This window comes from Nesterenkonia sp. F (assembly GCF_000220985.1).
Lineage (GTDB): Bacteria > Actinomycetota > Actinomycetes > Actinomycetales > Micrococcaceae > Nesterenkonia.
In genome coordinates this window covers 1-20,586 of record NZ_AFRW01000122.1, presented here as the reverse complement: position 1 = coordinate 20,586, position 20,586 = coordinate 1, and the positions used below count along the sequence as shown (strand labels likewise).

Below are 20,586 nucleotides of genomic sequence, written 5' to 3'. Positions count from 1 at the left end.
GCCGAGGAGCAGGACGGCGCCCGCCGCGCAGACGACAAGGCCTGCGCGGCGGGACGCGGTGACAACATCACTCATGATACCGATCGTCCTGTCTGGTCACCGGAGATCAGGAGCGGACCGAGCGGCGGTGCAGAGCCCAGGCTCCGCCGCCGACTGCGGCGAGGCCCAGCGCGCCGGCACCGGCCAGCGCCATGGTCGAGCCTTCATCGGTGTTCACCGGCGAACCGGTGTCGGCACCGCCCTCAGGCATCTCCTCCATCTGCGAGGCGGTCAGCGTGCCGCAGGCGGCCGGAGCCGTGGCAGCCAGCGGCAGGTCCTCGTTCAGCGGGCTCATCTTCTCCTGCGCCTCGCTCGAGAGCAGCTCCGGGTTCACGCCGTGGACCACGACGACGGCACTGCCGTCCTCGATGGAGGCCAACGTGTCGTCGTTGAGCTCGAAGGTGCGCTCGTAGGTGTACTCAGCACCGCCGGGGTAGCGCTCGACGGCCAGCGCGGAGTCCGCGCTGGTGTCGCCCTCCAGGGTCAGCGAGGTGCCGATGGCCCCGTAGGAGGGCTGGCCCTCCGGAGTGCTGACCACCCCGTCGCCGTCCTCGTCGGCGTCCATGGTCGGGCACATGCCCTGGCCGCTGATGTGGATGTGCTGGGCATGCGGGAAGGGGCCGTCCTGGAACGTCTCGGCGGCACCGGCGACGTTCATCGACACGGTGGCCTCGTTGCCGTGGATGTCGATCATGGCCTCACCCGAGGTGCCGCTGCCGTTGACCTCGGACAGCGAGGTCTGCACCGACCAGGACTCCTGTTCGGCAGTGTCGGCCATCGCCGGCGCGGCGCTCATGGCGAGGCCCGCCATCGCCAGGGCCGGAACTGCGAAGAAAGCTGATTTGCGCATTGCGGATTTCTCCTCATCATTGCGGTCGGGAATCGGCATGAGTATCTTTCATGCCGACCACTGCGAGCGTGCTCGCGTGTGGTGTTCGTCGCAATGCCTCGAGCGGATTGGACCGACGCTGATTTTTTTCGTTCAGATTCGGATCCCCGCCCTGACGGACAGCTCACGGATCACCGCTTCGGCGCAAGCGGCGGCATCGACCATCCGGGACGCTCAGCGTCAGCGCGCCGCAGAGGAGAGCGTGGCGGCACCCGGAGCCGTCGAGCAGGACGGGGCGACGATGAGACGGCAGCCTCGGTCGCACTCGGCGAACTGCCCTCCGGGTTCGTCGACCAGACGAGCTGAGGAGCGCCCTGCAGCCCCCACCCCTGACTTTCGTGATGCAGATCGGGATCGAGGTCGGAGAGCCGGTGGACCTCGGCCCGGCCCCGACTGGACACCGCCGCATGATGCCCATCCTCGGCGGCACGGTCACCGGACCGGCGTGCAGCGGGCGCATGCTGCCGATCGGCGCCGACGACAAGCGTCTCGCCTCGTCGGCTCTGACCGAGCTGGACGCCCCTACTCCCTGGAGACGGACGACGGCGCACAGATCGGGGTCCGGAACACCGGAATCCGCGTCGGCCGGGCGGAGGACATCCGGGCGATCGTCGAAGGAGAGCCGGTCCCTCCGGAGCGGATCCATTTCCGCCTCCAGACGCGGTTCACCACGGCCGACCCGGACCTGTCCTGGATGAACGAGCGGCTGTTCGTCGCCCACGGCACCGGCACGCCTGAGGCGATGCAACTCGGAGTCTTCCGCCTCGACTGACCGCCGGCCCGGCACAGCCCGCGACGGCTCGGCGTCGCCGACGTCGCCCCCGCCGCGGACCGGGTGTTCAGCGGGCCGCGACCGGCTGACGCGCGCCGCCGCGGGAGAGCGCGGCGTCGAGGCCGACCCGGCCGCCGCCGCGGACGACGAGCAGCACCAGCCCGGCGAAGAGCGCCAGAACCAGCTCCGCACCGCCCTGGTCGACGAAGAGTCCATTCGGCAGGTGGACGAAGATCGCCGCGCCGAGCATCACGACGGCGGCGCAGAGCGCGGCCAGCCGGGTCAGCAGCCCGACGACGAGCATCGCCCCGCCGATCAGCTCCACCCAGGTCGCGACGGCGGCGGCCGCCGATGCCATCGGCACGCCCATGCCGGCGAAGGACTCGGCCGTGCCGGCGACGGTCCACTCATGGAACTTCTGCCAGCCGTGGGCGATGAGGACGACGCCGAGCACCACGCGGGCGATCAGCAGGCCCAGGTCGGCGAGCATCGGCGAGGCGGACGAGGGATTGACGAGGAGACGCATCGGGCGGGGATTCCTTTCATCGGCGGTTCCGGGGCCGGGCATGGACCAGAGACGCCCCGGAAAGTTGTCGGAACAACCCTAGACAGGGTGAGGTTGTTCCGACAACCGTCATCGGAGAGAATCGTGGTGTGGACGATCGATGGTTGGATTCGCGGCAGCTGGCCACCTGGGTGCGGCTGACCGCCGTGCTGGAGCTGCTGCCCGGGATCCTCGACGCCCAGCTGCGAAGGGACTCGGGGCTGACCCACTTCGAGTACTACGTGCTGGCCATGCTCTCCGAGTCGCCGGAGCGGTCGCTGCGGATGAGCGAGCTGGCCGCGCAGACCAATGCCACGCTCCCCCGCCTGTCCCACGTGGTCAGCCGCCTGGAAGGCCGCGAGCTGGTGGAGCGCCACCACGGCGCCGACGACGCGCGCGCCACCTACGCGCGACTCACCGAGAGCGGCTGGCAGGCCGTCCGCGAGGCCGCACCCGGCCACGTGGAGACCGTCCGGCATCACGTCATCGATGCGCTGACCGACGAGCAGCTCGACCAGCTCGGCGAGATCACCGAGGCCATGCTCGAACGCCTCGACCCCGACGAGAAGCTGGGCCCGGTCTACCGGCGCCACGACTCCTGACCGGCAGGCGAGCGACAAGTGCGCTGACCGTGGACGCGCGCCTCACTCCACCACGCGCACGCCCAGCTGCGCGGCGAAGGACCCGGCGAGCTCGACCAGCTGCTCGGGGCTGATCACCGCCCCGCCGATCCGGTCCAGCCCGACGATCCGGCTCAGCCGCGCACCGCGCAGGTCGACGTCGGCCAGCCGCGCGTCGGTCAGATCCAGCGTGTCCACCCGGCATCCGCGCAGCCGCAGACGCGTCACCTCGGCTCCGCCCAGATCGAGCTCGACAAGATGAGTGTCGACGAGGTCGACGTCGGCGATCCGGGCACCGCGCAGATTGACCAGATCCAGCTTGCTCGTGCTGATCCGCACCCCGTCGAGTCCGGCGTCGTAGAGCTCGGCCGCGCCGATCCGGCTATCCGCGATCTCCACGTCCCGCCAGGTGGTGCGGCGGGCGTCGAGATGCGCCGCGCCCAGCCCGGTGATCACCGACTCGGCCACCGTCGCGCCGGTGAGGTCGACGCCGTCGAACGTCACTCCGTCGAGGCGGCACTCCACGATGCTGCCACCGGCCAGATCGACGTCGGCCAGCGTCCCGCCGGCGAAGCGCAGCCCCTCGGCCTGGCCGAGACGGGCGAGCTGGTCGACGTCACCGACAGCCAGCTCACGCGGTTCGACCAGGTCGATCTGCGGCGGTGCGGGAGTGTCGTCGTGCGCTGCCGAGCTCATGACCGCGAGCCTACCGCCCGGTGCTACAGTGCCCGGCGTGGACATCAGACCTGCCGCCTACGCGGTCATCACCGACGACGCCGGACGGATGCTGCTGCCCCACTGGCACCACGAGACCCTGGGCGGCGGATGGACGCTGCCGGGCGGCGGCGTCGAGCCCGGCGAGCATCCTGACGACGCCGCAGTCCGCGAAGTCCGAGAGGAGACCGGCTACGACGTCGAGCTGACCGGCGTGCTGGCCGTCGACTCGCAGGTCATCCCCGGTGACCGCCGCGGAGACCCGGCCCGCGAGGGCGTCCCGCTGCAGGCGCTGCGCATCATCTACACCGCCCGCATCGTCGGCGGCTCGCTGCAGATCGAGCAGGACGGCTCCACCGACGACGTCGGCTGGCACACGCCTGACGAGGTCGAGGCGCTGGACCGGGTCTCGATGGTCGATCTCGCCCGCGAGCGCGCCGGGCTCATCCCGCGGCACTGACCGCGGCACTGACCGCGGGCCGCCCCAGGATTCTCAGCGCCGCCGACAGCTCCTAGCGTGGACCGTGACCGTGCAAACCCGATGCGCAGGAGGCTGCGATGACGGCCGGACCGCCCTCGACGCCGGAATTCGGGGCCTCTCGGAATCCGCGGCCGCCGACCCGCGGCCAACAGTTCCTGCAGTACCTGCCGTTCCTCGTCACTGCGGGAGCGTTCGCCGCACTGGTGATCCTGATGGCCTACCTGACCATCTTCGGACAGATTCTCGGCTACAACGTCTCGTCCCTGGACGCCGACGGCCCGCAATGGCCCTTCACCGCGGCGTGGTTCCTGATCGCCGCCATCTTCGGCTCGGTGCTCCTCGGCGCCGTGTGGACGCCGCTGGTCGCGATCCGGTTCAGCAGGGCGGGGCATCGTCGCAGCTGAGCGGCAGGGTCGGCGGGAGTCCGGACACCCCTTGATCTTCAGGCCTCGGCGGTGAGCTCGCGGGCCTGCTCCACACATTCGAGCACCCGGTCGGCACGACGTCGCACGGCGACGACCTCGGCGCTGCCCAGCCGGACCATGGCCGCGGCTTCAGCCGTGGTGGCCAGATGGTTCGCCGCCCGAGAGAGCTCAGAGTGCAGCTGCGCCGCACCGCCGGGGATGCGCATCTCGGCGGCCGGCCAGCGACGCTGGGCGGTGGCGCAGCATGCACGCAGGGTCGGCAGGGCCTCCGCGAGCTCGTCGCCGAGACGGACCAGCTCGTTGTGCGCTGCGTCGTCGTCGACGCCCTCGACGATCTGGTGGTACCGATCGAGGCCGCGCACGAAGCGGTCGTGGGCCTGGCGCCAGAGCCCGCGGCCGAGCTCCTTCTCCAGCCGGCGCGCCTGACGGCGCCGAGACAGCAGCTTCATCCCACCTCCAGCTGTGGATCGTTCCGCGGGCGACGCCGAGGCTCGGCGACGCGACGAGTCTATCCGAGCCGCCTCGATCGGCCGGTGCCTCGCCGTCTCGGCACTCAGAAGCGCAGCAGCACCTTGCCCAGGTGGCCGCCCGACTCCAGATGACGGTGGGCCGCGGCGGCGTCGTCGACGGAGAAGACCGCATCGGTCTGCACGCGGACCTCGCCGGACTCGATCAGCGGCCAGACCTCCTCGCCGACGCCGGCGACGAAGCGCGCCTTGGTCCCGGCGTCGCGGGAGCGCAGCGTCGCGGCGATGATCCGCAGCCGGCGTCCCAGCATCAGACCCAGGTCGGCCTCGGCGCGGCGTCCGCCCTGCAGTCCGATGATCACCAGCCGGCCGTCGACGGCGAGGCTGGTCAGGTTCTTCTCCAGGTATTTCGCCCCGATGAGGTCGAGGATGACGTCGACGCCGCGGCCGCCGGTGAGCTCGCCGATGCGTGCGGCGAAGTCCTCGGCCCGGTGGTCGATGACGTGGTCGGCGCCCAGGGCCCTCGCCGCCTCGGCCTTATCCGCTCCGCCGACAGTGGTGATCACGGTGACGCCCAGCGCGTGGAGGAACTGCAGCGCGAAGCTGCCGATGCCGCCGGTGCCGCCGTGGATCAGGGCGGTGTCGCCGGGCCGGACGCCGGCCTCCTCGCGCAGCGTGGAGTACACGGTGGCGGCGACCTCGATCAGTCCGGCGGCGTCGACCAGGTCCACGCCGTCGGGCACCGGCAGCACATGGCGGGCGTCGACGACGACCTTCTCGGCGTAGCCGCCGCCGGCCAGCAGCGCGACGACCTGCTGGCCGACCATCTCGCCGACCGCACCGGAGCTGCCCGCTCCGACGGAGACCACTGTGCCGGAGACTTCGAGGCCGGGGATGAGAGAGGCGCCGGCCGGCGGCGGGTAGTTCCCCTCGCGCTGGGCGAGGTCGGCGCGGTTCAGCCCCGCGGCGGCGACCTCGATCAGCAGCTCGCCGGCGGCGGGGACCGGGTCCTCGACCTCGGCGAGGCGGATCACTTCGGGCCCACCGGCCTCGGCGTACTCGACAGCTCGCATGCTCACGCTCCTCCACTCCGGCCCGGACTCGATGCCGGGACGCGGTCTCCCGTATAGTCTTCCCCCAGAGTTTCACATCTGCGCGGCACGCTCAGCGGCCGTGGTCACAGCCCGAAGCTCTGCCCAGGAGCGCTGTCCGAGCGGCCGAAGGAGCCGGTCTTGAAAACCGGTGGGCGGCGACCCCGTCCCGTGGGTTCGAATCCCACGCGCTCCGCTCTGTGACGTGCCGGGTCGCCCCGACAGGCGGCCCGGCACTGCGGCGTGGCCCCCTGTCCGGCCCGCCTCCCGTTGCACACCTGGTGTGACGGAGACCGGCCGCAGAGACCACCGCCGTGGCACATCAGGTGTGCAGACGGCGCGGCGGACCGGGTTCCGCCCCATCAGCCGGTCCCGCCCCTCCCCGTCTCGGCAACGCGCGGCTAGCCTGGCCGTATGACCGATCGCGCGACATCCCAGCCGCTGACGCTGCACATCGGCCATGAGGAACTGGTGATCCGGGGCCGCTACGAGGTCCTGAGCATCGTCAACGACATCCTCATCGCCGTCTGGTTCACCATCGGCAGCGTGTTGTTCTTCTTCACCAGCACCACCGTCGCCGGGACGTGGCTGTTCCTCATCGGCAGCATCCAGCTGCTCATCCGGCCGGTGATCCGCCTGACCCGCCGCATCCACCTGGTCAGGGTCGGCGCGCGGGGCGCGGAGACCGCGCGGGACTTCTGAGCCGGGCGGGGACCGCGGGTCCGCGACCGTCGGTGCTGGCAGACTGGAGTCGACGCTCGAGAACCCGGCACGAGCCCGATCTCAGGAGGACCCGATGACCGACACCCCGCAGGGACGCCAGCACCCGGAGCACCCCGAGGACCCGCACGACGGCGAGGAGACCTTCGGCGCCAGCGCCCGGCCGGACCGCGGCCGCGACGCCGACGCTCCCGCCGCACCGCAGCCGCCAGCCGACGCACAGGGACCCGCCTCCGCCGACGCCGGCCGGCCCGGGCCGGCCTATCCGGCCCCGCACGACCCGCACGACCCGCAGGCCGGCTGGGGCGCGACGAGCCAGACCGGCCATCCCCCGCAGGAGGCGGCCGGCACATACGGCGGCGGCCATGGCGGCGGCTACGGAGGCGCTCAACCGCCCGGCAGCTACCCGCCCGGCGCCGGCCAGCCGAGTCCGTCCGCCTGGGGCGGCGGGCCGCAGCAGCGCACCGGCATGGGCGTCACCGCCCTGGTGCTCGGCATCATCGCGCTGGTGCTCTCGTTCATCCCGTTCGTCGGGCTCCTCAGCCTGCTGCTCGGACCGGCGGCGATCATCGTCGGCATCATCGCCGCGGTGAAGCGCCGCGGCCGCGGACTGGGCATCGGCGGTGTGATCACCGGCGCCCTGGGCACGATCATCGCGCTGGTCATGACGATCATGGTCGCGTCGTCGATGATGACGTTCTTCGACGACTATCAGCAGATCGAGGAGGACTTCGGCCTCGACGAGGACGACGACGCGCAGGATCAGCAGGACACCGACCAGGGCGACACCGGGGACCTGCCGAGCGAGCTCCCCAGCGATCTGCCCTCCGAGTTCCCCAGCGACCTGCCCTCGGAGCTGCCCAGCGAGTTCCCGAGCGAGCTCTCCGAGGAGCTCGAGCAGCGGCTCGAGGACGGCGAGATCGACCAGGAGCAGCTCGATCAGCTCCGTGAGCAGCTGGACCAGCTGCCCGAGGACTGGCAGCAGCAGTTCGAGGACCTGCAGGAGCAGCTTCCGCAGCAGTGATCGGCGGTCCGACGGCGGCCGGCGACAGCCGGGTCGCCCTGCGCGGCGCGGCCCGTCGGACGGTCGCGGACGCGGCTCGGGATCACGGTCCAGGCCGTCAGTCGCGGCCCGTTCAGCCCTGGTTCTTGAAGACCACCAGGAACTTGTGCGCCTCATCCTCGGTCAGCGGCGAGTGCTCGGAGAGCAGCTGGGCCGCCTCGGTGACGTGGTCGTCACGCAGCAGCGCGTAGAGCTGGTCATGGACCCACGGCTCGAGGTCCTCGTGGGAGAGGGTGATCTTCTCGCCCTCGCGCTGGACCTCCAGGTGGAATCCGGCCGGCTCCTCCTGGGCGTCCTGCCGAGTCCACTCCTCCGGAACGGTCAGCTCCTCGTCCAGGGAGAACTCCGACTCGGCCAGCAGCCGACGGGCCTTCTCCTCGACCTCCGGATCATCGGCGGTCTCGCCGTCGGCGGCGCCGGAGTCGACCTCTGCCTCCGGGCGATCAGCCGTCTCGGCGCCGGACTCGGCGGCCGCCTCGGTCCGGTCCTCGTCCGGCGCGGCGGCGTCGTCATCCTCCCGCTCTCCGCCGGGGATGTCGGGGATGCCGGCCTCGTTGGGGCCGAGGATGCGCCCGGTGTAGGGGTCAGCCTCGGCCACCGGGTCGCCGTCGTCCTGATCGCGGCGCCGGTTCCGGGTCCCGGTGGTCTCGGCGTCCGTCCCGGCGTCGTCGGACGGGTCGCCTGATCCGTCGGGCGCCTGGTCCTCGGGCTGGTCGCGCACCTCGTCGATGGCGTCCTCGACGAGCTCCTCGCGGACCTCGGGACCGTCGGAGACGCCCGCGAGCTCATCCTCCAGCCGCAGCTCGGAAGGAGTCCGCTGCGGGTAGCGGTGCAGCGCCTGCACCGCGATGATGCAGTCCCGCACTCCGGCGCCGGTCGCCTGCTTGAAGGTCGCGAGCGCACGGCGTCCGTCGTCGGCGGCGATGGCGCGGTAGACCTCGCGGTGCTGCTCGTCGGTCAGCGCCAGCGCGGCGGTGCGGGCGTTCTTCGGGGTCACCGCGTCCTCGATCCGCCGGTTGAGCCGCTGCCCCTGACGAGCCAGGAGCACGCGCACGCCGAGCACCAGCAGGACGGCCAGAACGATCACTCCGATGATTTCCACGCGGCCAGTCTAGGGCACGCATCCCGACGGTGTCTGCGCCGTCACAGCCGCCTCCGGGTGTCCGCCGCCGCACCGGCCCCGCGCCTGACTTACGATGAAGGCGTGAGCATCGATCTGTCATCCTCCTTCAAGGCCTACGACGTCCGCGGGCTCGTGGGCGAGACCATCACCGCCGAGTCGGTGCGCGCCGTCGGCGCCGCCTTCGTCGACGTCCTCGACCTCGCCGGCCGCGAGGTGCTGGTCGGCGGCGACATGCGCCCCTCCTCCGCGGAGTTCGCCGAGGCCTTCACCGCCGGGGCGGCGGCCCGCGGCGCGCATGTCACCCAGCTGGGCCGGATCTCGACGGACATGCTCTACTTCGCCTCCGGCCAGCGCGACGCCGCCGGCGTGGTCTTCACCGCCAGCCACAATCCGGCGGAGTACAACGGGATGAAGATGTCGAAGGCCGGGGCCGTGCCGCTCTCCGCCGAGACCGGGCTGACCGAGATCCGCGACGCCGCACAGGCGCACCTGGACCGCCTCGACGCGGGCGGAGAGATCCCGGAGGTCGACCGGCCCGGTCCGGTCGAGCAGGCCGAGCTGCTGGCCGACTACGCCCGCTATCTGCGCAGCCTGGTCGACCTCTCCGGCTCCCGCGAGCTGACCGTCGTCGTCGACGCCGCCAACGGGATGTCCGGGCTGACCACTCCGGCGGTGCTCGGCGACGAGCACCTGGAGGCGCTGCCCCTGCGCATCGTGCCGCTGTTCTTCGAGCTCGACGGCACCTTCCCCAACCACCCGGCCAACCCGCTGGAGCCGGAGAACCTGCGCGACCTGCAGACCGCTGTCCGCCAGCACGGCGCCGACCTCGGCCTGGCCTTCGACGGCGACGCCGACCGCTGCTTCGTCGTCGACGAGCGCGGCGAGCCGGTCCCGCCGTCGGCGGTGACCGCGCTGGTCGCCCGCCGGGAGATCGTCCGGGCCCGTGCCGAGGGCGAGGAGTCCCCGACGATCATCCACAATCTGATCACCTCCCGCGCAGTGCCCGAGCTGGTCGAGCGCGAGGGCGGCCGAGCGGTGGAGACTCGCGTGGGCCACTCCTACATCAAGGCCGTGATGGCCGCCGAGCAGGCGATCTTCGGCGGCGAGCACTCCGCGCACTACTACTTCCGCGAGTTCTTCAACGCCGACACCGGCATGCTGGCGGCGATGCACGTCCTCGCCGCGCTCGGCGAGCAGTCCCGGCCGCTCTCCGAGCTGGCCGCCGAGTACAGCCCCTACGTCGCCTCGGGAGAGATCAACTCCCAGGTGCAGGACAAGCAGGCCGCCGCCGCACGCGTCGAGGCCGCCTTCGCCGACCGCGACGTCGAGATCTCCCGGCTCGACGGCCTCACCGTCCGCGCGGCCGACGGCACCTGGTGGTTCAACCTGCGGCCGTCGAACACCGAGCCGTTCCTGCGGTTCAACGGCGAGGGCCACACCGCCCGGGCGATGGAGCAGATCCGCGACGAGGTCCTGGAGCTGGTCCGACAGGGCTGATCAGCGGAAGATGTTGCCCAGTCCGCCCAGCGGGCTCTCCTGACCGGGCTCCTGCCCACCGTCCTGCGGACCGCCGAAGCGCATGTTCTCGCTGGGCTGGACGATCACGAAGCCCTGGCCGCCGAAGCCCAGCTGGAACTCCTCGCCGGAGGTGCGGCCGATCAGCGCCTTCATCCCGATGTCGGCCTTGACCTGGATGCTCAGCCCGGCCGACCAGCACACGGCGGCGTCGGGATCGACGTAGGTGTCGGCCTCGCCGGTGGTCAGCAGCAGCGGCGGGCCGTCGGTGCAGATGGCGACCTGCCCGTGGCCGGTCAGCGTGGTGTTGAACAGCCCGCCGGAGGCCATGCCGGCGCCGCGGACCATCTGGATGTCGTCCTGCAGCGTGTCGCTGAAGGCCAGGATGTTCTGACCGTTGATGGAGATCGACTCGCCCTCCAGGTCGATGATGTGCACGTCGGCGCCGTTGTTCGCCAGGAAGATCTCCCCGGTGCCGCCGATGCGCATCAGCGGCAGCCCTTCACCGGTCACCTTCTGCTTCAGCCACTTGCCGAAGCCGCCGGTGCCCTGGTGCTCGAACTGCACGCCGCCCTGGTAGGCGACCATCGACCCGGCCAGCGCCTTGACGCTGCCCTGGGAGAGCTCGATCTTCATCATCTTCGAGTTCTGCCGGACGAACGTCCCGGGGGCCTCGACCTCGTAGTTGGATTCTGCGAAGAGTTCGCTGCGCATCGTTCTTCTCCCTCTCTGCGGCGGTGCGAGCATGCCCAGGCCGCGACCCTCGGCGCGGCACTCGTCGTCAGTCTCGGCGGCGAATCCGTGCCGGAGCAACGGCTCCCGGCCGCGCCTCGTCCGGGAGCCCGTCCTCCCGCCCGCCTCGCCGGCTGATCGACAGCTCCTCGTGCGTCAGCGTAATATCGCGCCCAGTCCGTGTGGCGCACCACACATCGTCAGGGGGGTCTCATGTCCGTGGGTCTGGCCGAACGGTCCGCGCCGCTGCAGCGCATCACTGCCGAACCGGGGTTCAACCGCTGGCTGATCCCGCCCGCGGCGCTGGCCATCCATCTGTGCATCGGCCAGGTCTATGCGACCAGCGTCTACAAGACCGCCCTGGTGGCCCACTTCGACACCAGCCTGACCGCCGTCGGCGTGATCTTCTCGATCGCGATCGTCGTGCTCGGCCTCTCGGCGGCGCTGTTCGGCACCTGGGTGGATCGCAACGGCCCGCGCCGGGCGATGCTGGTCGCCGCCGTCTGCTGGGCGACCGGCTTCTTCGTCGGTGCGGCCGGGATCTACACCTCCCAGCTGTGGCTGGTCTACCTGGGCTACGGGGTGATCGGCGGCGTCGGCCTGGGCATCGGCTACATCTCGCCGGTCTCCACGCTGATGAAGTGGTTCCCCGACCGCCCCGGTCTGGCCACCGGGATGGCGATCATGGGCTTCGGCGGCGGCGCGATGATCGCCGGCCCGCTCTCCTCGGCCCTGCTGGACCTCTACGACACGGCCCCGGCCGACGCCGCCACGTACTCGGGCTCGGCCGTCGGAGGCCTCTTCCTGACTCTCGGGGCGGTGTATCTGGCCGTCATGCTCTTCGGCGCCTGGCTGGTCCGCGTGCCGGCGCCGGGCTGGGCGCCGGCCGGTCACGACCCCTCCCGCTCCTCGGCGCGCGCTCTGGTCACCGACGGCGACGTCCGCGCGAACACCGCCGTGCGCACCCCGCAGTTCTGGCTGCTGTGGATCCTGCTGTTCTGCAACGTCACCGCCGGCATCGGCATCCTGGAGCAGGCCTCGCCGATGATCCGGGACTTCTTCCGCGCCGACGGAACCACCGCGATCTCCGCGGCCGCCGCGGCCGGGTTCGTGGGCCTGCTGAGCCTGATGAACATGCTCGGACGCTTCGTATGGTCCTCGACCTCCGACGTCGTCGGACGCAAGGTCACCTACCTCATCTATCTGGGCGGCGGCGTGCTGCTCTACACGCTCCTCGCCGCCCAGGGTCAGCTCTCGGTGATCCTGTTCGTGGTGCTGGCCGGAGTCATCATCAGCTTCTACGGCGGCGGCTTCGCCACGATCCCCGCCTACCTGCGCGATCTCTTCGGCACGCTGGAGGTCGGGGCGATCCACGGCCGGCTGCTCACCGCCTGGTCCGCCGCCGGCGTCGTCGGCCCGCTGATCATCAACAGCTTCCTCGACGCCCGCGGCGAACCGGGGGAACCTCGTCGCCGCCGACTATCGCCCGGCGCTGTTCGCCATGGTCGGCCTGCTCGTCGTCGGACTGCTGGCGAATCTGCTGGTCCGCGCGGTGCACACGCGCCACCACGTCGACCCGACGGAGCACCCCACGACGGCGGCGCCGACCGGACAGGCGGGCCGGCCGACGGCACCGACCGTCACGCCCGCCGGCGCCCCGCCGGTGCCGCTCTGGCTGCCCTGGACGATCGTCGGTCTGCCGCTGGTCTACGGCGTGCTGCAGACTGCGGGCAGCGCCCTGAAGCTCTTCAGCTGAGCACGCGGTCGGGCGCTCACGGAGTGCGACGGCGCAGCAGCCAGAGCAGATACGGCGGGCCGAGGACGGCGACCACCAGTCCGGCCGGCAGCTGGTCGGGCGCGATGACCGTACGTCCGAAGGTGTCCGAGAGCGAGACCAGCGCCGCTCCGAGCAGCACCGACAGCGGGACGAACCACCGGTGGTCGCGGCCCACGAGCATCCGCGCCATATGCGGGGCGGCCAGCCCGACGAAGCTGATCACCCCGACGCCGATCACCGCCGTCGCCGAGAGCAGCACCGCCAGCAGCAGCGCCGTCGAGCGCACCCGGGCGGTGCGCACGCCGAGCACCTGCGGAGTGTGGTCGTCCAGCGAGATCAGGTCCAGGTCCCGGCGCAGCAGCCAGACCACCGGCACCGCGGCGAGCAGCATCACCAGGATCGGCACCAGATCGTCGCCGCCGGCCCCGAAGGTCGATCCGCCCAGGAAGGCGATGGCCATCGCCTGCTGATGCGGCATCGCCGAGGAGATCATCAGCTGGGTGAGCGCCTGCGCGGCGGTCATCAGCCCGATGCCGACGAGGACGACCTGCTGCGGAGAGCTGCGCCGCCGGCCGGCGAGCAGGAAGACCACCGCCCCGGCGGCCAGCGAGCCGGCCGTCGCCCCGGCCGACATCGACCAGGTCCCGGTGCCGAGGACGATCAGCGCCAGCACCGCGCCGGCGCCGCCGGAAGCGGCCACGCCGAGGATCCCGGGCTCGGCCAGCGGGTTGCGCGTGACCGTCTGCACCAGCGCGCCGGCCAGGGCCAGCGCCCCGCCGGCCAGCAGCGCCGCGCCCACGCGGGGCGCGCGGAAGTCCAGCGAGAGCTCGATGGCCCGGGCGGCCTCTCCGGAGAGCCACAGCTGCAGATCGCCGAGTCTCAACCACCAGTCCCCCAGCAGCATCCCGGCGCCGGCGAGCACGATCACCAGGGCCGCGGCGGAGACGAGCATCAGCACTCGGCGCCGCAGCCCCACGCCGGTGGGCAGCGCGATGGCGCTGATCTCCTGCCCGCCGCCGGTCGACGGCATGCGCAGGGCGAGCACGATGAGGAAGACCGCGCCGAGCAGCGAGGTCACCACGCCGGTGGGGATGGACACTCCCAGGGTGCCCTCCCCCGCCCAGTCCGCCAGCGCCCGGACGCCGACGTCGGCGGCGAGCACGATGAGCGCGCCGAGCAGCGCGGAGCCGACCACGGCCCAGGTGAAGCGGCCGAACCGAGCGAGCCGGCCGGCCAGCAGCCGGACGATCGCCGGGGCGCAGAGTCCCACGAAGCCCAGCGGGCCCACCATGGTCACGGCCGCGGCCGCCAGCACCACCGAGAGCACCAGCAGCAGCGCCCGCAGCCGTGCGACGCGCACGCCCAGGCTCTGCGCGGCGTCGGAGCCCAGACCGAGCATGTCGGTGCTGCGCGACAGGAGCAGCAGACCCAGCGTCGCGACTCCGATGACCGGCAGCAGCGGCAGCAGCCCGTCCATGCCGGCCAGATTCAGCGTCCCCGCGCCCCAGAGGAAGAGCCCCTGGGTGGACTGGGAGTAGAGCATCATCAGCGCCGCGGTCACCGAGCTCATCCCCAGTGCGACGACGGTGCCGGCCAGCACCAGGCGGATCGGGGCCTGCTCGGAGAAGCCGGCGAGCAGCAGCACCGCCCCGGCGGCGGCCAGTCCGCCGAGGAAGGCCAGCGCCGCGGAGCTGAGCATCGGCAGCGAGAGCCCGAAGGCCGCCGCGACGGTGAGCGCCAGATGGGCGCCGGCGTTGACGGCCAACGTGTCCGGCGAGGCCAGCGGGTTGCGGGTCATCGCCTGCAGCGCGCAGCCGGCCGCGCCCAGGGCCGCGCCGACGACCAGCCCGCCGACCAGTCGGGGCAGCCGCGAGTCCAGCGCGATGCCGCGCAGCAGCTGCCGAGTGGGGTCCTCGGCGGCCGCGGGATCGGAGAAGACCGCGGAGAGCAGCTGGGCCGGCGTCGCCGCGGAGGTCCCCTGGGTCAGGTGCACGGCGGCCAGCACGACCAGCACGGCGGCGCCGAGGACCAGTGCGGCCGTCGCCGCCGCCCGGGCCCGCGCCGGAGCGTCGCGGCGCGGCGGGGCGTCAGCCCCGTCGTCGTCGAGGACAGGAGACGACGCCGTGCCGGTGCCGGGCAGGCTCATGCGCCGGCGTTCTCCTCAGCGTTCTCCTCAGCGTGCGCCGCGGCGGTCTCGGCCAGGTGCTCGACGATCTGCTGCGAGGAGGCCGGCCCGCCGTAGACCCACATGCCGCGCAGCTGCTCGACGGCGTCATGCTCGACGAAGCCCAGCGAGGTCCAGGCGCTGTTGTCCTCCAGCGATTCCAGCGCATCGTCCGACTCCTCGGTGCCGAGCCAGCGGTAGAACACCGTGTCCTCCGGCAGCGCGCTGAGCCCCTCGACGTCGGACTCGCTGATGCCCCAGATCTCGTCGCCGGCCTCCTCCCAGGCGGTGGTCAGCCCGATCTCCTCGCCGAGGGCCTGGACCTGCGCGCCCGAGCCGTGCATGCGGAAGGTGGCGGTGTTGCCCTCCACACTGGCGTAGGAGACGGTGAACGGGGTCCCCTCGGCGCCGGCCTCGGTCAGCGTGGACCGGGCGTCCTCCAGCGTCTGCTCGTACTCGCCCCAGACCTCGTCGGCCTGCTCCTCGGCTCCGAGCAGCTCGGCGATGATGCGGAAGTTCTCCTCCATCGTGCCCAGCGGATCGGAGGTGTCCGCGGAGGTCAGCAGGACCACCGGGGCGATCTCCTCGAGGTCCTCGATCTGGTCCTGCGGCACCGAGTTCGCCGAGCCCAGGATCAGGTCCGGGTTCGCCTGGCCGATCGCCTCCAGGCTGGGCTCCTGGCGGGAGCCGACGTCGACGGCGTCCTCGGGCAGCTCCACGGCGGAGTTCCACTGCGCGAAGGTCTCGGCGTCGGCGATGCCCACCTGCTCGCCGCCGAGCGTCGCGACGTCCTCGGTCTGCGCCCACTCGAGGGTGACCACGCGGTCGGCGGGCTCCTCGAGGGTGACCTCCTCGCCGGCGTGGTCGGTGACGGTGATGGGGCCGGCGTCGCCGGAGGACTCCTCGTCGGAGCCGCCGACGTCGGTGGTGCCGCAGGCGGTCAGCGACAGGGCGCCGACGGCGGCCAGCGAGAGCAGCCGGACCGGCGCGGCGGAGCGGAGGACGGTGGAGGGCATCGAGGGATTCCTTCTGTCGGGGATGGACGGACGGGCCTGGTGCCGGCCCGCGGAGGTGGAACGGAGGGAGGTGGAGCGGATCAGGCGGGCACGGCGAGCGCATCCTGGCCGGCGACGCGGGCGACGTCAGCGTGGGCCGCCGCGGCGCCGGCGCGGCGACCGGTGCGGCGGGCACGCACCGTCAGCGCCCCGTCGGGCATCTCGACGACGTCGACCGGCACGTCGTAGACGCGGCTGAGCCGTTCGGAGGTCATCACCTCCGCCGGTTCCCCGGAGGCGACCACCTCGCCCTCGGAGAGCAGCACGACGTGGTCGGCGATGTCTGCGGCCTGCTCGAGGTCGTGGAGGACCACCCCGATGGTCAGCCCATGGTCATCGGCGAGGTCGCGGATGAGGTCCAGCAGGCTCATCTGGTGCTTCAGATCCAGGAAGGTGGTCGGCTCGTCCAGCAGCAGCACGTCGGTCTGCTGGGCCAGGCAGGCCGCCAGCCAGACGCGCTGCAGCTGGCCGCCGGAGAGCTCGGCGACCGGCTGGTGCGCCAGCTCCTCCAGGCCGGCCAGCGCCATGGCGCGCTCGACGGCCTCGGTCCCGCCGGGGTCGACGCGGGAGAGGCGCCGGCGGTGCGGATGGCGGCCAAAGCCGACGACGTCGGCGACGGTCAGTCCGGTCGGCGTCGGGCGCTGCTGGGCCAGGACGGTGAGCCGCCGGGCGAAGGCGCGCGGCGAGTAGGAGGCGGCGTCGACGTCGTCGAGGCTGATCTCCCCCTCGGCGTCGGACAGCCGGCAGAGCCCGCGCAGCAGCGTGGTCTTGCCGCTGCCGTTGGGGCCGATCAGCGCGGTGACGCCGCCGGGGCGCAGCGCGACGTCGACGTCGTGCACCACGCGACGGGCGCCGTAGGCCACCGAGACGCCGCGGCCGCGGAGCGGAGTGTTTCGAGCCTGATCCGATGAATTTCGCACACGGGCATCTTACCTAATAAAAGGCAGGCGCGCCTCACCTTGCCTCGGACGCCAGTCGGCCCCCGCCGCTCGGGCGACGGGGGCCGACCGCCGCTCCGACGGAACCGCCGAGAGGGCTGGGGACGTCCGGATCAGCCGGCCGCCTCCACGCGACGGCGCAGCTGGTCCAGCTCGTCGAGGATCGGCTGCGGCATCGAGTCGCCGAAGCGGTCGAACCAGGCCTCGATGTCGTCGAGCTCGGCCCTCCACTCGTCGGGGTCGACGCGCAGCGAGTCCTCGAGGGCCTCGTCGGAGATGTCCAGACCCTCGAGCTGGAGCGACTCCGGGGTCGGAGTGAGCCCGATCGGCGTCTCCCGCGCCTCGGCACGACCCTCGAGCCGCGCGATGATCCAGGTCAGCACGCGCGTGTTCTCCGCGAAGCCCGGCCAGGCGATCTTTCCGTCCCGGCCGCGACGGAACCAGTTGACCAGGAAGATCCCGGGCAGCTTCTCCGGGTCGGCGGTGCCGGAGACCTCGATCCAGTGCTTCAGGTAGTCGCCGGCGTCGTAGCCGATGAACGGCAGCATCGCCATCGGGTCGCGCCGCACGCGGCCGATCTCGCCGGCCGCGGCGGCGGTGGTCTCCGAGGACAGCGTCGCGCCGAAGAAGATGCCGTGGGTCCAGTCGCGGGCCTCGGTGACCAGCGGGATCGTGGTCTTGCGCCGGCCGCCGAAGAGGATCGCGTCCAGCGTCACCCCCTCCGGGGCGTGGAACTCCTCGGCCAGCATGTCGGTCTGCTCGATCGGCGTGCAGAACCGCGCGTTCGGGTGCGCGGCCGGCCGATCGGCGTCGGGCGTCCAGTCCTCGCCCTTCCAATCGATCAGATGCGCCGGCGGTTCCTGGGTCAGACCCTCCCACCAGACGCCGCCGTCGTCGGTCAGCGCGCAGTTGGTGAAGATGGAGTTGCCCTTCGCGATCGCCCGCATGGCATTGGCGTTGGTGTGCCAGCCGGTGCCCGGGGCGACGCCGAAGTATCCGGTCTCGGGATTGATCGCGCGCAGCTCGCCGTCGTCGCCGGGGCGGATCCAGGTGATGTCGTCGCCGAGGGTCTCGGCGGTCCAGCCGTCCAGCGTCGGATCGATCAGCGCCAGGTTGGTCTTGCCGCAGGCTGAGGGGAAGGCGCCGGAGATGTAGTGCGTGCGCCCCTCGGGACTGGTGAGCTTGAGGATGAGCATATGCTCGGCCAGCCAGCCCTCGTCGCGCCCCATCACCGAGGCGATGCGCAGCGCGAAGCACTTCTTGCCCAGCAGCGCGTTGCCGCCGTAGCCGGAGCCGAAGGACCAGATCTCGCGAGTCTCCGGGAAGTGGACGATGTGCTTGTCATCGTGGCACGGCCAGGCGACGTCCTCCTCGCCCGGGGCCAGCGGGGCCCCGACCGAGTGCACGGCAGGGACGAACTCGGCGTCGAGCTCCTGCATCCGCGCCAGCGGCCGCGCGCCGATGCGCGTCATGATGCGCATCGAGACCACCACGTAGGCGGAGTCGGTGATCTCGACGCCGAACTTCGGATCCGCGGCGTCCAGCGGACCCATGACGAAGGGGATGACGTACATCGTCCGCCCGGCCATCGATCCGGAGAACAGGCCGCTCAGCGTCCGGCGCATCTCCTCAGGGTCGCGCCAGTTGTTGGTGAAGCCGGCGTCCTCCTCGCGCTCGGAGCAGATGAAGGTGCACTCCTCCACGCGGGCGACGTCGGAGGGGTCGGAGAAGGCGGCGTAGGAGTTCGGGAACTCCGGACTGGTGAGCCGGGTCAGGGTGCCGGCGGCGACGAGCTCGTCGGTGAGCCGTCGATTCTCGGCCTCCCCGCCGTCCACCCAGTGGATGCGGTCGGGGGTCGTCAGCTCCGCGATCTGGCTGACGAATTCGTTCAGGGCTGTGTGCGTCGTCGGTGACTCCGCGACGATGTCAGCACCGGGCGTCATTGCAACGGTGGCGACCATTGTTTCCCTCCGTCGGGTTCTGCGGGCGCCGCTCGATCACCGCGATGCAGGGCGGACCCTCTCCGTCTCGCCGGTGAGTCGGAGCCGCCCGCCGGACACGCCGTCGTGTCCGCCGAGCCCCACATCTGTGATCCAGCAGGTGCTCATACTGTAATGCTCCGCGCCCCTCCGCTTCAGCGGGTGATGCCGCGTGACAGCACATCAATCGATTTGTGTGGCGAAGATCACGTACTGCACTCCAGGTAGGCGCCGGCCGAGCCGACTCCCTCCTCCTGGCCGGAGCGCTCCGGACATGTCACCCGTCGGCCAGCGGCACCACCTTCGGCGTGCCCGACTGCGGGTCGCGGGTGATCTGGCAGGCCAGCCCGAAGACCTCGGCCACCAGCTCGGCGGTGATGATCTCCTCGGGCGGACCGGCGGCGGCGATCCGGCCGCCGTCGAGGACCACCACGTGGTCGGCCCAGCGGGCGGCCTGATCGAGGTCGTGCAGCACCGCGACCACAGTCCTGCCCTGCTCGCGGATGGCGCGACAGAGCCGCAGCACCTCCACCTGGTGGGCGAGGTCCAGGAACGACGTGGGCTCGTCGAGCAGCACATGCTCGGTGTCCTGGGCCAGGACCATCGCGATCCAGCCGCGCTGCCGCTGCCCGCCGGAGAGTTCGACGACCGGAGAGTCGGCGAACTCCGCGATGCCGGTGGCCTCCATGGCGGCGGCGATCGCCTCGTCGTCGCCGGCGACCCACTGGCGCAGCGCCGAGTGGTACGGATGTCGGCCGCGCGCCACCAGCCCGCGCACCGTCACGCCGTCGGGCACCACCGGCGACTGCGGCAGCATCGCCACCCGGCGGGCGATGCGCCGGGACTTCCAGCGGGTCAGCGGCGTGCCGTCGAGCAGCACCTCGCCGGAGCGCGGAGTCAGCGTCCGCGCCAGCGTCTTCAGCAGCGTCGACTTGCCGCAGCCGTTGGGCCCGACGACGGCGGTCACCCGCCCGTCCGGGACCGCCAGGCTGAGATCCTCCAGGACCGGGCGCGCGCCGTAGCCGACGGTCAGCGACGCCGCGCGCAACGACGCCGGCGGTCCCCCGGCGGGCTCCGTCGGGCGGTCGTCGTCGCCGTCGAGGCGCCGGGGCGCACTCTCGATGAACTCAGGCACTGGCCCTCCTCCATTCCACGATCAGCAGATGGCCCAGATAGACGCCGCCGACGCCGGCGGTGACGATGCCGACGGGCAGGCCGTCGAGGAACGGCAGCTGCTGGGCGGCCAGATCGGCCGAGACCAGGATCATCGCCCCCACCAGCGCGGAGACGGCGAGATTCGGCCCCGGCGCGCGGGTCAGCCGTCGGGCGATGTGCGGGGCGGTCAGTGCGACGAAGGAGATCGGTCCGGCGACGGCGACCGCCGCGGCGGCCAGCAGCACCGCCAGCACGATGGCCGCCGTCCGCGTGCGGGCGGCGCCGGAGCCCAGCGCGTCGGCGAGCTCGTCGCCCAGATCCAT

At 72.0% G+C, this 20,586-nt stretch carries 20 protein-coding genes, 1 tRNA gene and 2 pseudogenes; 10 read left to right on the top strand and 13 right to left on the bottom strand.

The genetic code is table 11. From position 1 onward, the window contains the following. Positions 1-106 precede the first annotated feature (106 nt). Entirely contained in the window at positions 107-889 is a 783-nt protein-coding gene (locus tag GU5_RS0111360) for a hypothetical protein (RefSeq protein WP_010525690.1), read from the bottom strand. 341 nt (positions 890-1,230) lie between these two features. On the opposite strand from GU5_RS0111360, the pseudogene GU5_RS17945 reads away from it, so the two are divergent. Together GU5_RS17945 and GU5_RS17940 are read left to right on the top strand one after the other, a co-directional pair. After that, positions 1,231-1,437, top strand: a pseudogene (locus GU5_RS17945) (DUF3237 family protein); the annotation flags it as partial. After that, entirely contained in the window at positions 1,374-1,700 is a 327-nt protein-coding gene (locus GU5_RS17940; protein ID WP_010525689.1) for a DUF3237 family protein, read from the top strand. The pseudogene GU5_RS17945 and the gene GU5_RS17940, both read left to right, overlap by 64 nt. A gap of 67 nt (positions 1,701-1,767) precedes the next feature. Here the strand turns inward: GU5_RS17940 and GU5_RS15450 are convergent, their stop codons facing one another. Continuing rightward, on the bottom strand, positions 1,768-2,226 hold the full coding sequence (locus GU5_RS15450; protein ID WP_010525688.1) for a DoxX family protein: 459 nt from the start codon (positions 2,224-2,226) through the stop codon (positions 1,768-1,770). A gap of 143 nt (positions 2,227-2,369) precedes the next feature. On the opposite strand from GU5_RS15450, the gene GU5_RS0111345 reads away from it, so the two are divergent. Continuing rightward, positions 2,370-2,846, top strand: a complete 477-nt coding sequence (locus GU5_RS0111345; RefSeq protein WP_010525687.1) for a MarR family winged helix-turn-helix transcriptional regulator — start codon at positions 2,370-2,372, stop codon at positions 2,844-2,846. Positions 2,847-2,888: 42 nt separating this feature from the next. Here GU5_RS0111345 and GU5_RS0111340 read toward each other — a convergent pair whose 3' ends face one another. After that, positions 2,889-3,560, bottom strand: coding sequence for a pentapeptide repeat-containing protein (locus GU5_RS0111340; RefSeq protein WP_010525686.1), 672 nt, complete (start codon positions 3,558-3,560; stop codon positions 2,889-2,891). Positions 3,561-3,588: 28 nt separating this feature from the next. Between GU5_RS0111340 and GU5_RS0111335 the strand changes: the two genes are divergently transcribed. Next, entirely contained in the window at positions 3,589-4,038 is a 450-nt protein-coding gene (locus GU5_RS0111335) for an NUDIX domain-containing protein (RefSeq protein WP_010525685.1), read from the top strand. 98 nt (positions 4,039-4,136) lie between these two features. Beyond that, positions 4,137-4,463 (top strand): hypothetical protein, encoded by a 327-nt coding sequence (locus GU5_RS0111330; RefSeq protein WP_010525684.1) that lies wholly within the window; start codon positions 4,137-4,139, stop codon positions 4,461-4,463. A gap of 38 nt (positions 4,464-4,501) precedes the next feature. On the opposite strand, the gene GU5_RS0111325 is transcribed toward GU5_RS0111330, so the two are convergent. Both GU5_RS0111325 and GU5_RS0111320 read right to left on the bottom strand, forming a co-directional pair. Beyond that, positions 4,502-4,933, bottom strand: a complete 432-nt coding sequence (locus GU5_RS0111325) for a hypothetical protein (protein WP_010525683.1) — start codon at positions 4,931-4,933, stop codon at positions 4,502-4,504. Positions 4,934-5,037: 104 nt separating this feature from the next. Further along, positions 5,038-6,024, bottom strand: coding sequence for an NAD(P)H-quinone oxidoreductase (locus GU5_RS0111320; RefSeq protein ID WP_010525682.1), 987 nt, complete (start codon positions 6,022-6,024; stop codon positions 5,038-5,040). Positions 6,025-6,150: 126 nt separating this feature from the next. Between GU5_RS0111320 and GU5_RS0111315 the strand changes: the two genes are divergently transcribed. The 3 genes from GU5_RS0111315 to GU5_RS17095 all read left to right on the top strand — a co-directional run bounded on the left by GU5_RS0111315 (position 6,151) and on the right by GU5_RS17095 (position 7,786). Beyond that, a tRNA-Ser gene (locus tag GU5_RS0111315) sits at positions 6,151-6,238 on the top strand. Positions 6,239-6,456: 218 nt separating this feature from the next. After that, the gene (locus GU5_RS0111310; protein ID WP_010525681.1) at positions 6,457-6,744 is read left to right on the top strand and encodes a YrhK family protein; all 288 of its coding nucleotides are present in this window, start codon (positions 6,457-6,459) and stop codon (positions 6,742-6,744) included. A gap of 94 nt (positions 6,745-6,838) precedes the next feature. Beyond that, entirely contained in the window at positions 6,839-7,786 is a 948-nt protein-coding gene (locus GU5_RS17095) for a hypothetical protein (RefSeq protein ID WP_010525680.1), read from the top strand. Between the two features lie 112 nt (positions 7,787-7,898). On the opposite strand, the gene GU5_RS0111300 is transcribed toward GU5_RS17095, so the two are convergent. Then, positions 7,899-8,927, bottom strand: a complete 1,029-nt coding sequence (locus GU5_RS0111300) for a hypothetical protein (protein WP_139084432.1) — start codon at positions 8,925-8,927, stop codon at positions 7,899-7,901. Between the two features lie 102 nt (positions 8,928-9,029). Here GU5_RS0111300 and GU5_RS0111295 point away from each other — a divergent pair, with 102 nt between their 5' ends. Further along, the gene (locus tag GU5_RS0111295) at positions 9,030-10,445 is read left to right on the top strand and encodes a phosphomannomutase/phosphoglucomutase (protein ID WP_010525678.1); all 1,416 of its coding nucleotides are present in this window, start codon (positions 9,030-9,032) and stop codon (positions 10,443-10,445) included. On the opposite strand, the gene GU5_RS0111290 is transcribed toward GU5_RS0111295, so the two are convergent. Beyond that, positions 10,446-11,177 (bottom strand): AIM24 family protein, encoded by a 732-nt coding sequence (locus tag GU5_RS0111290; RefSeq protein WP_010525677.1) that lies wholly within the window; start codon positions 11,175-11,177, stop codon positions 10,446-10,448. It lies immediately after the preceding gene. A 231-nt stretch (positions 11,178-11,408) separates the two neighbouring features. Here GU5_RS0111290 and GU5_RS16045 point away from each other — a divergent pair. Then, a pseudogene (locus tag GU5_RS16045) lies at positions 11,409-12,951 on the top strand (OFA family MFS transporter). A gap of 16 nt (positions 12,952-12,967) precedes the next feature. Here GU5_RS16045 and GU5_RS0111270 read toward each other — a convergent pair. The 6 genes from GU5_RS0111270 to GU5_RS15425 all read right to left on the bottom strand — a co-directional run. Next, the gene (locus GU5_RS0111270) at positions 12,968-15,118 is read right to left on the bottom strand and encodes an iron ABC transporter permease (RefSeq protein ID WP_010525675.1); all 2,151 of its coding nucleotides are present in this window, start codon (positions 15,116-15,118) and stop codon (positions 12,968-12,970) included. Continuing rightward, positions 15,115-16,152 (bottom strand): iron-siderophore ABC transporter substrate-binding protein, encoded by a 1,038-nt coding sequence (locus tag GU5_RS15435; RefSeq protein WP_010525674.1) that lies wholly within the window; start codon positions 16,150-16,152, stop codon positions 15,115-15,117. The genes GU5_RS0111270 and GU5_RS15435 overlap by 4 nt, the downstream gene beginning before the upstream one ends. 80 nt (positions 16,153-16,232) lie before the next feature. After that, the gene (locus GU5_RS15430) at positions 16,233-17,111 is read right to left on the bottom strand and encodes an ABC transporter ATP-binding protein (protein WP_139084431.1); all 879 of its coding nucleotides are present in this window, start codon (positions 17,109-17,111) and stop codon (positions 16,233-16,235) included. A gap of 131 nt (positions 17,112-17,242) precedes the next feature. Further along, complete coding sequence (locus GU5_RS0111255; RefSeq protein WP_237704721.1) at positions 17,243-19,090, bottom strand: phosphoenolpyruvate carboxykinase (GTP); 1,848 nt, start codon at positions 19,088-19,090, stop codon at positions 17,243-17,245. 295 nt (positions 19,091-19,385) lie between these two features. Next, positions 19,386-20,243 carry an ABC transporter ATP-binding protein gene (locus tag GU5_RS0111250; RefSeq protein WP_010525671.1) on the bottom strand — a complete coding sequence of 286 codons (858 nt, stop codon included), beginning with the start codon at positions 20,241-20,243 and terminating at the stop codon, positions 19,386-19,388. Further along, positions 20,236-20,586 (bottom strand): iron chelate uptake ABC transporter family permease subunit (locus GU5_RS15425; protein WP_010525670.1); only part of this gene is annotated, 351 nt, incomplete at its 5' end. The genes GU5_RS0111250 and GU5_RS15425, both read right to left, overlap by 8 nt.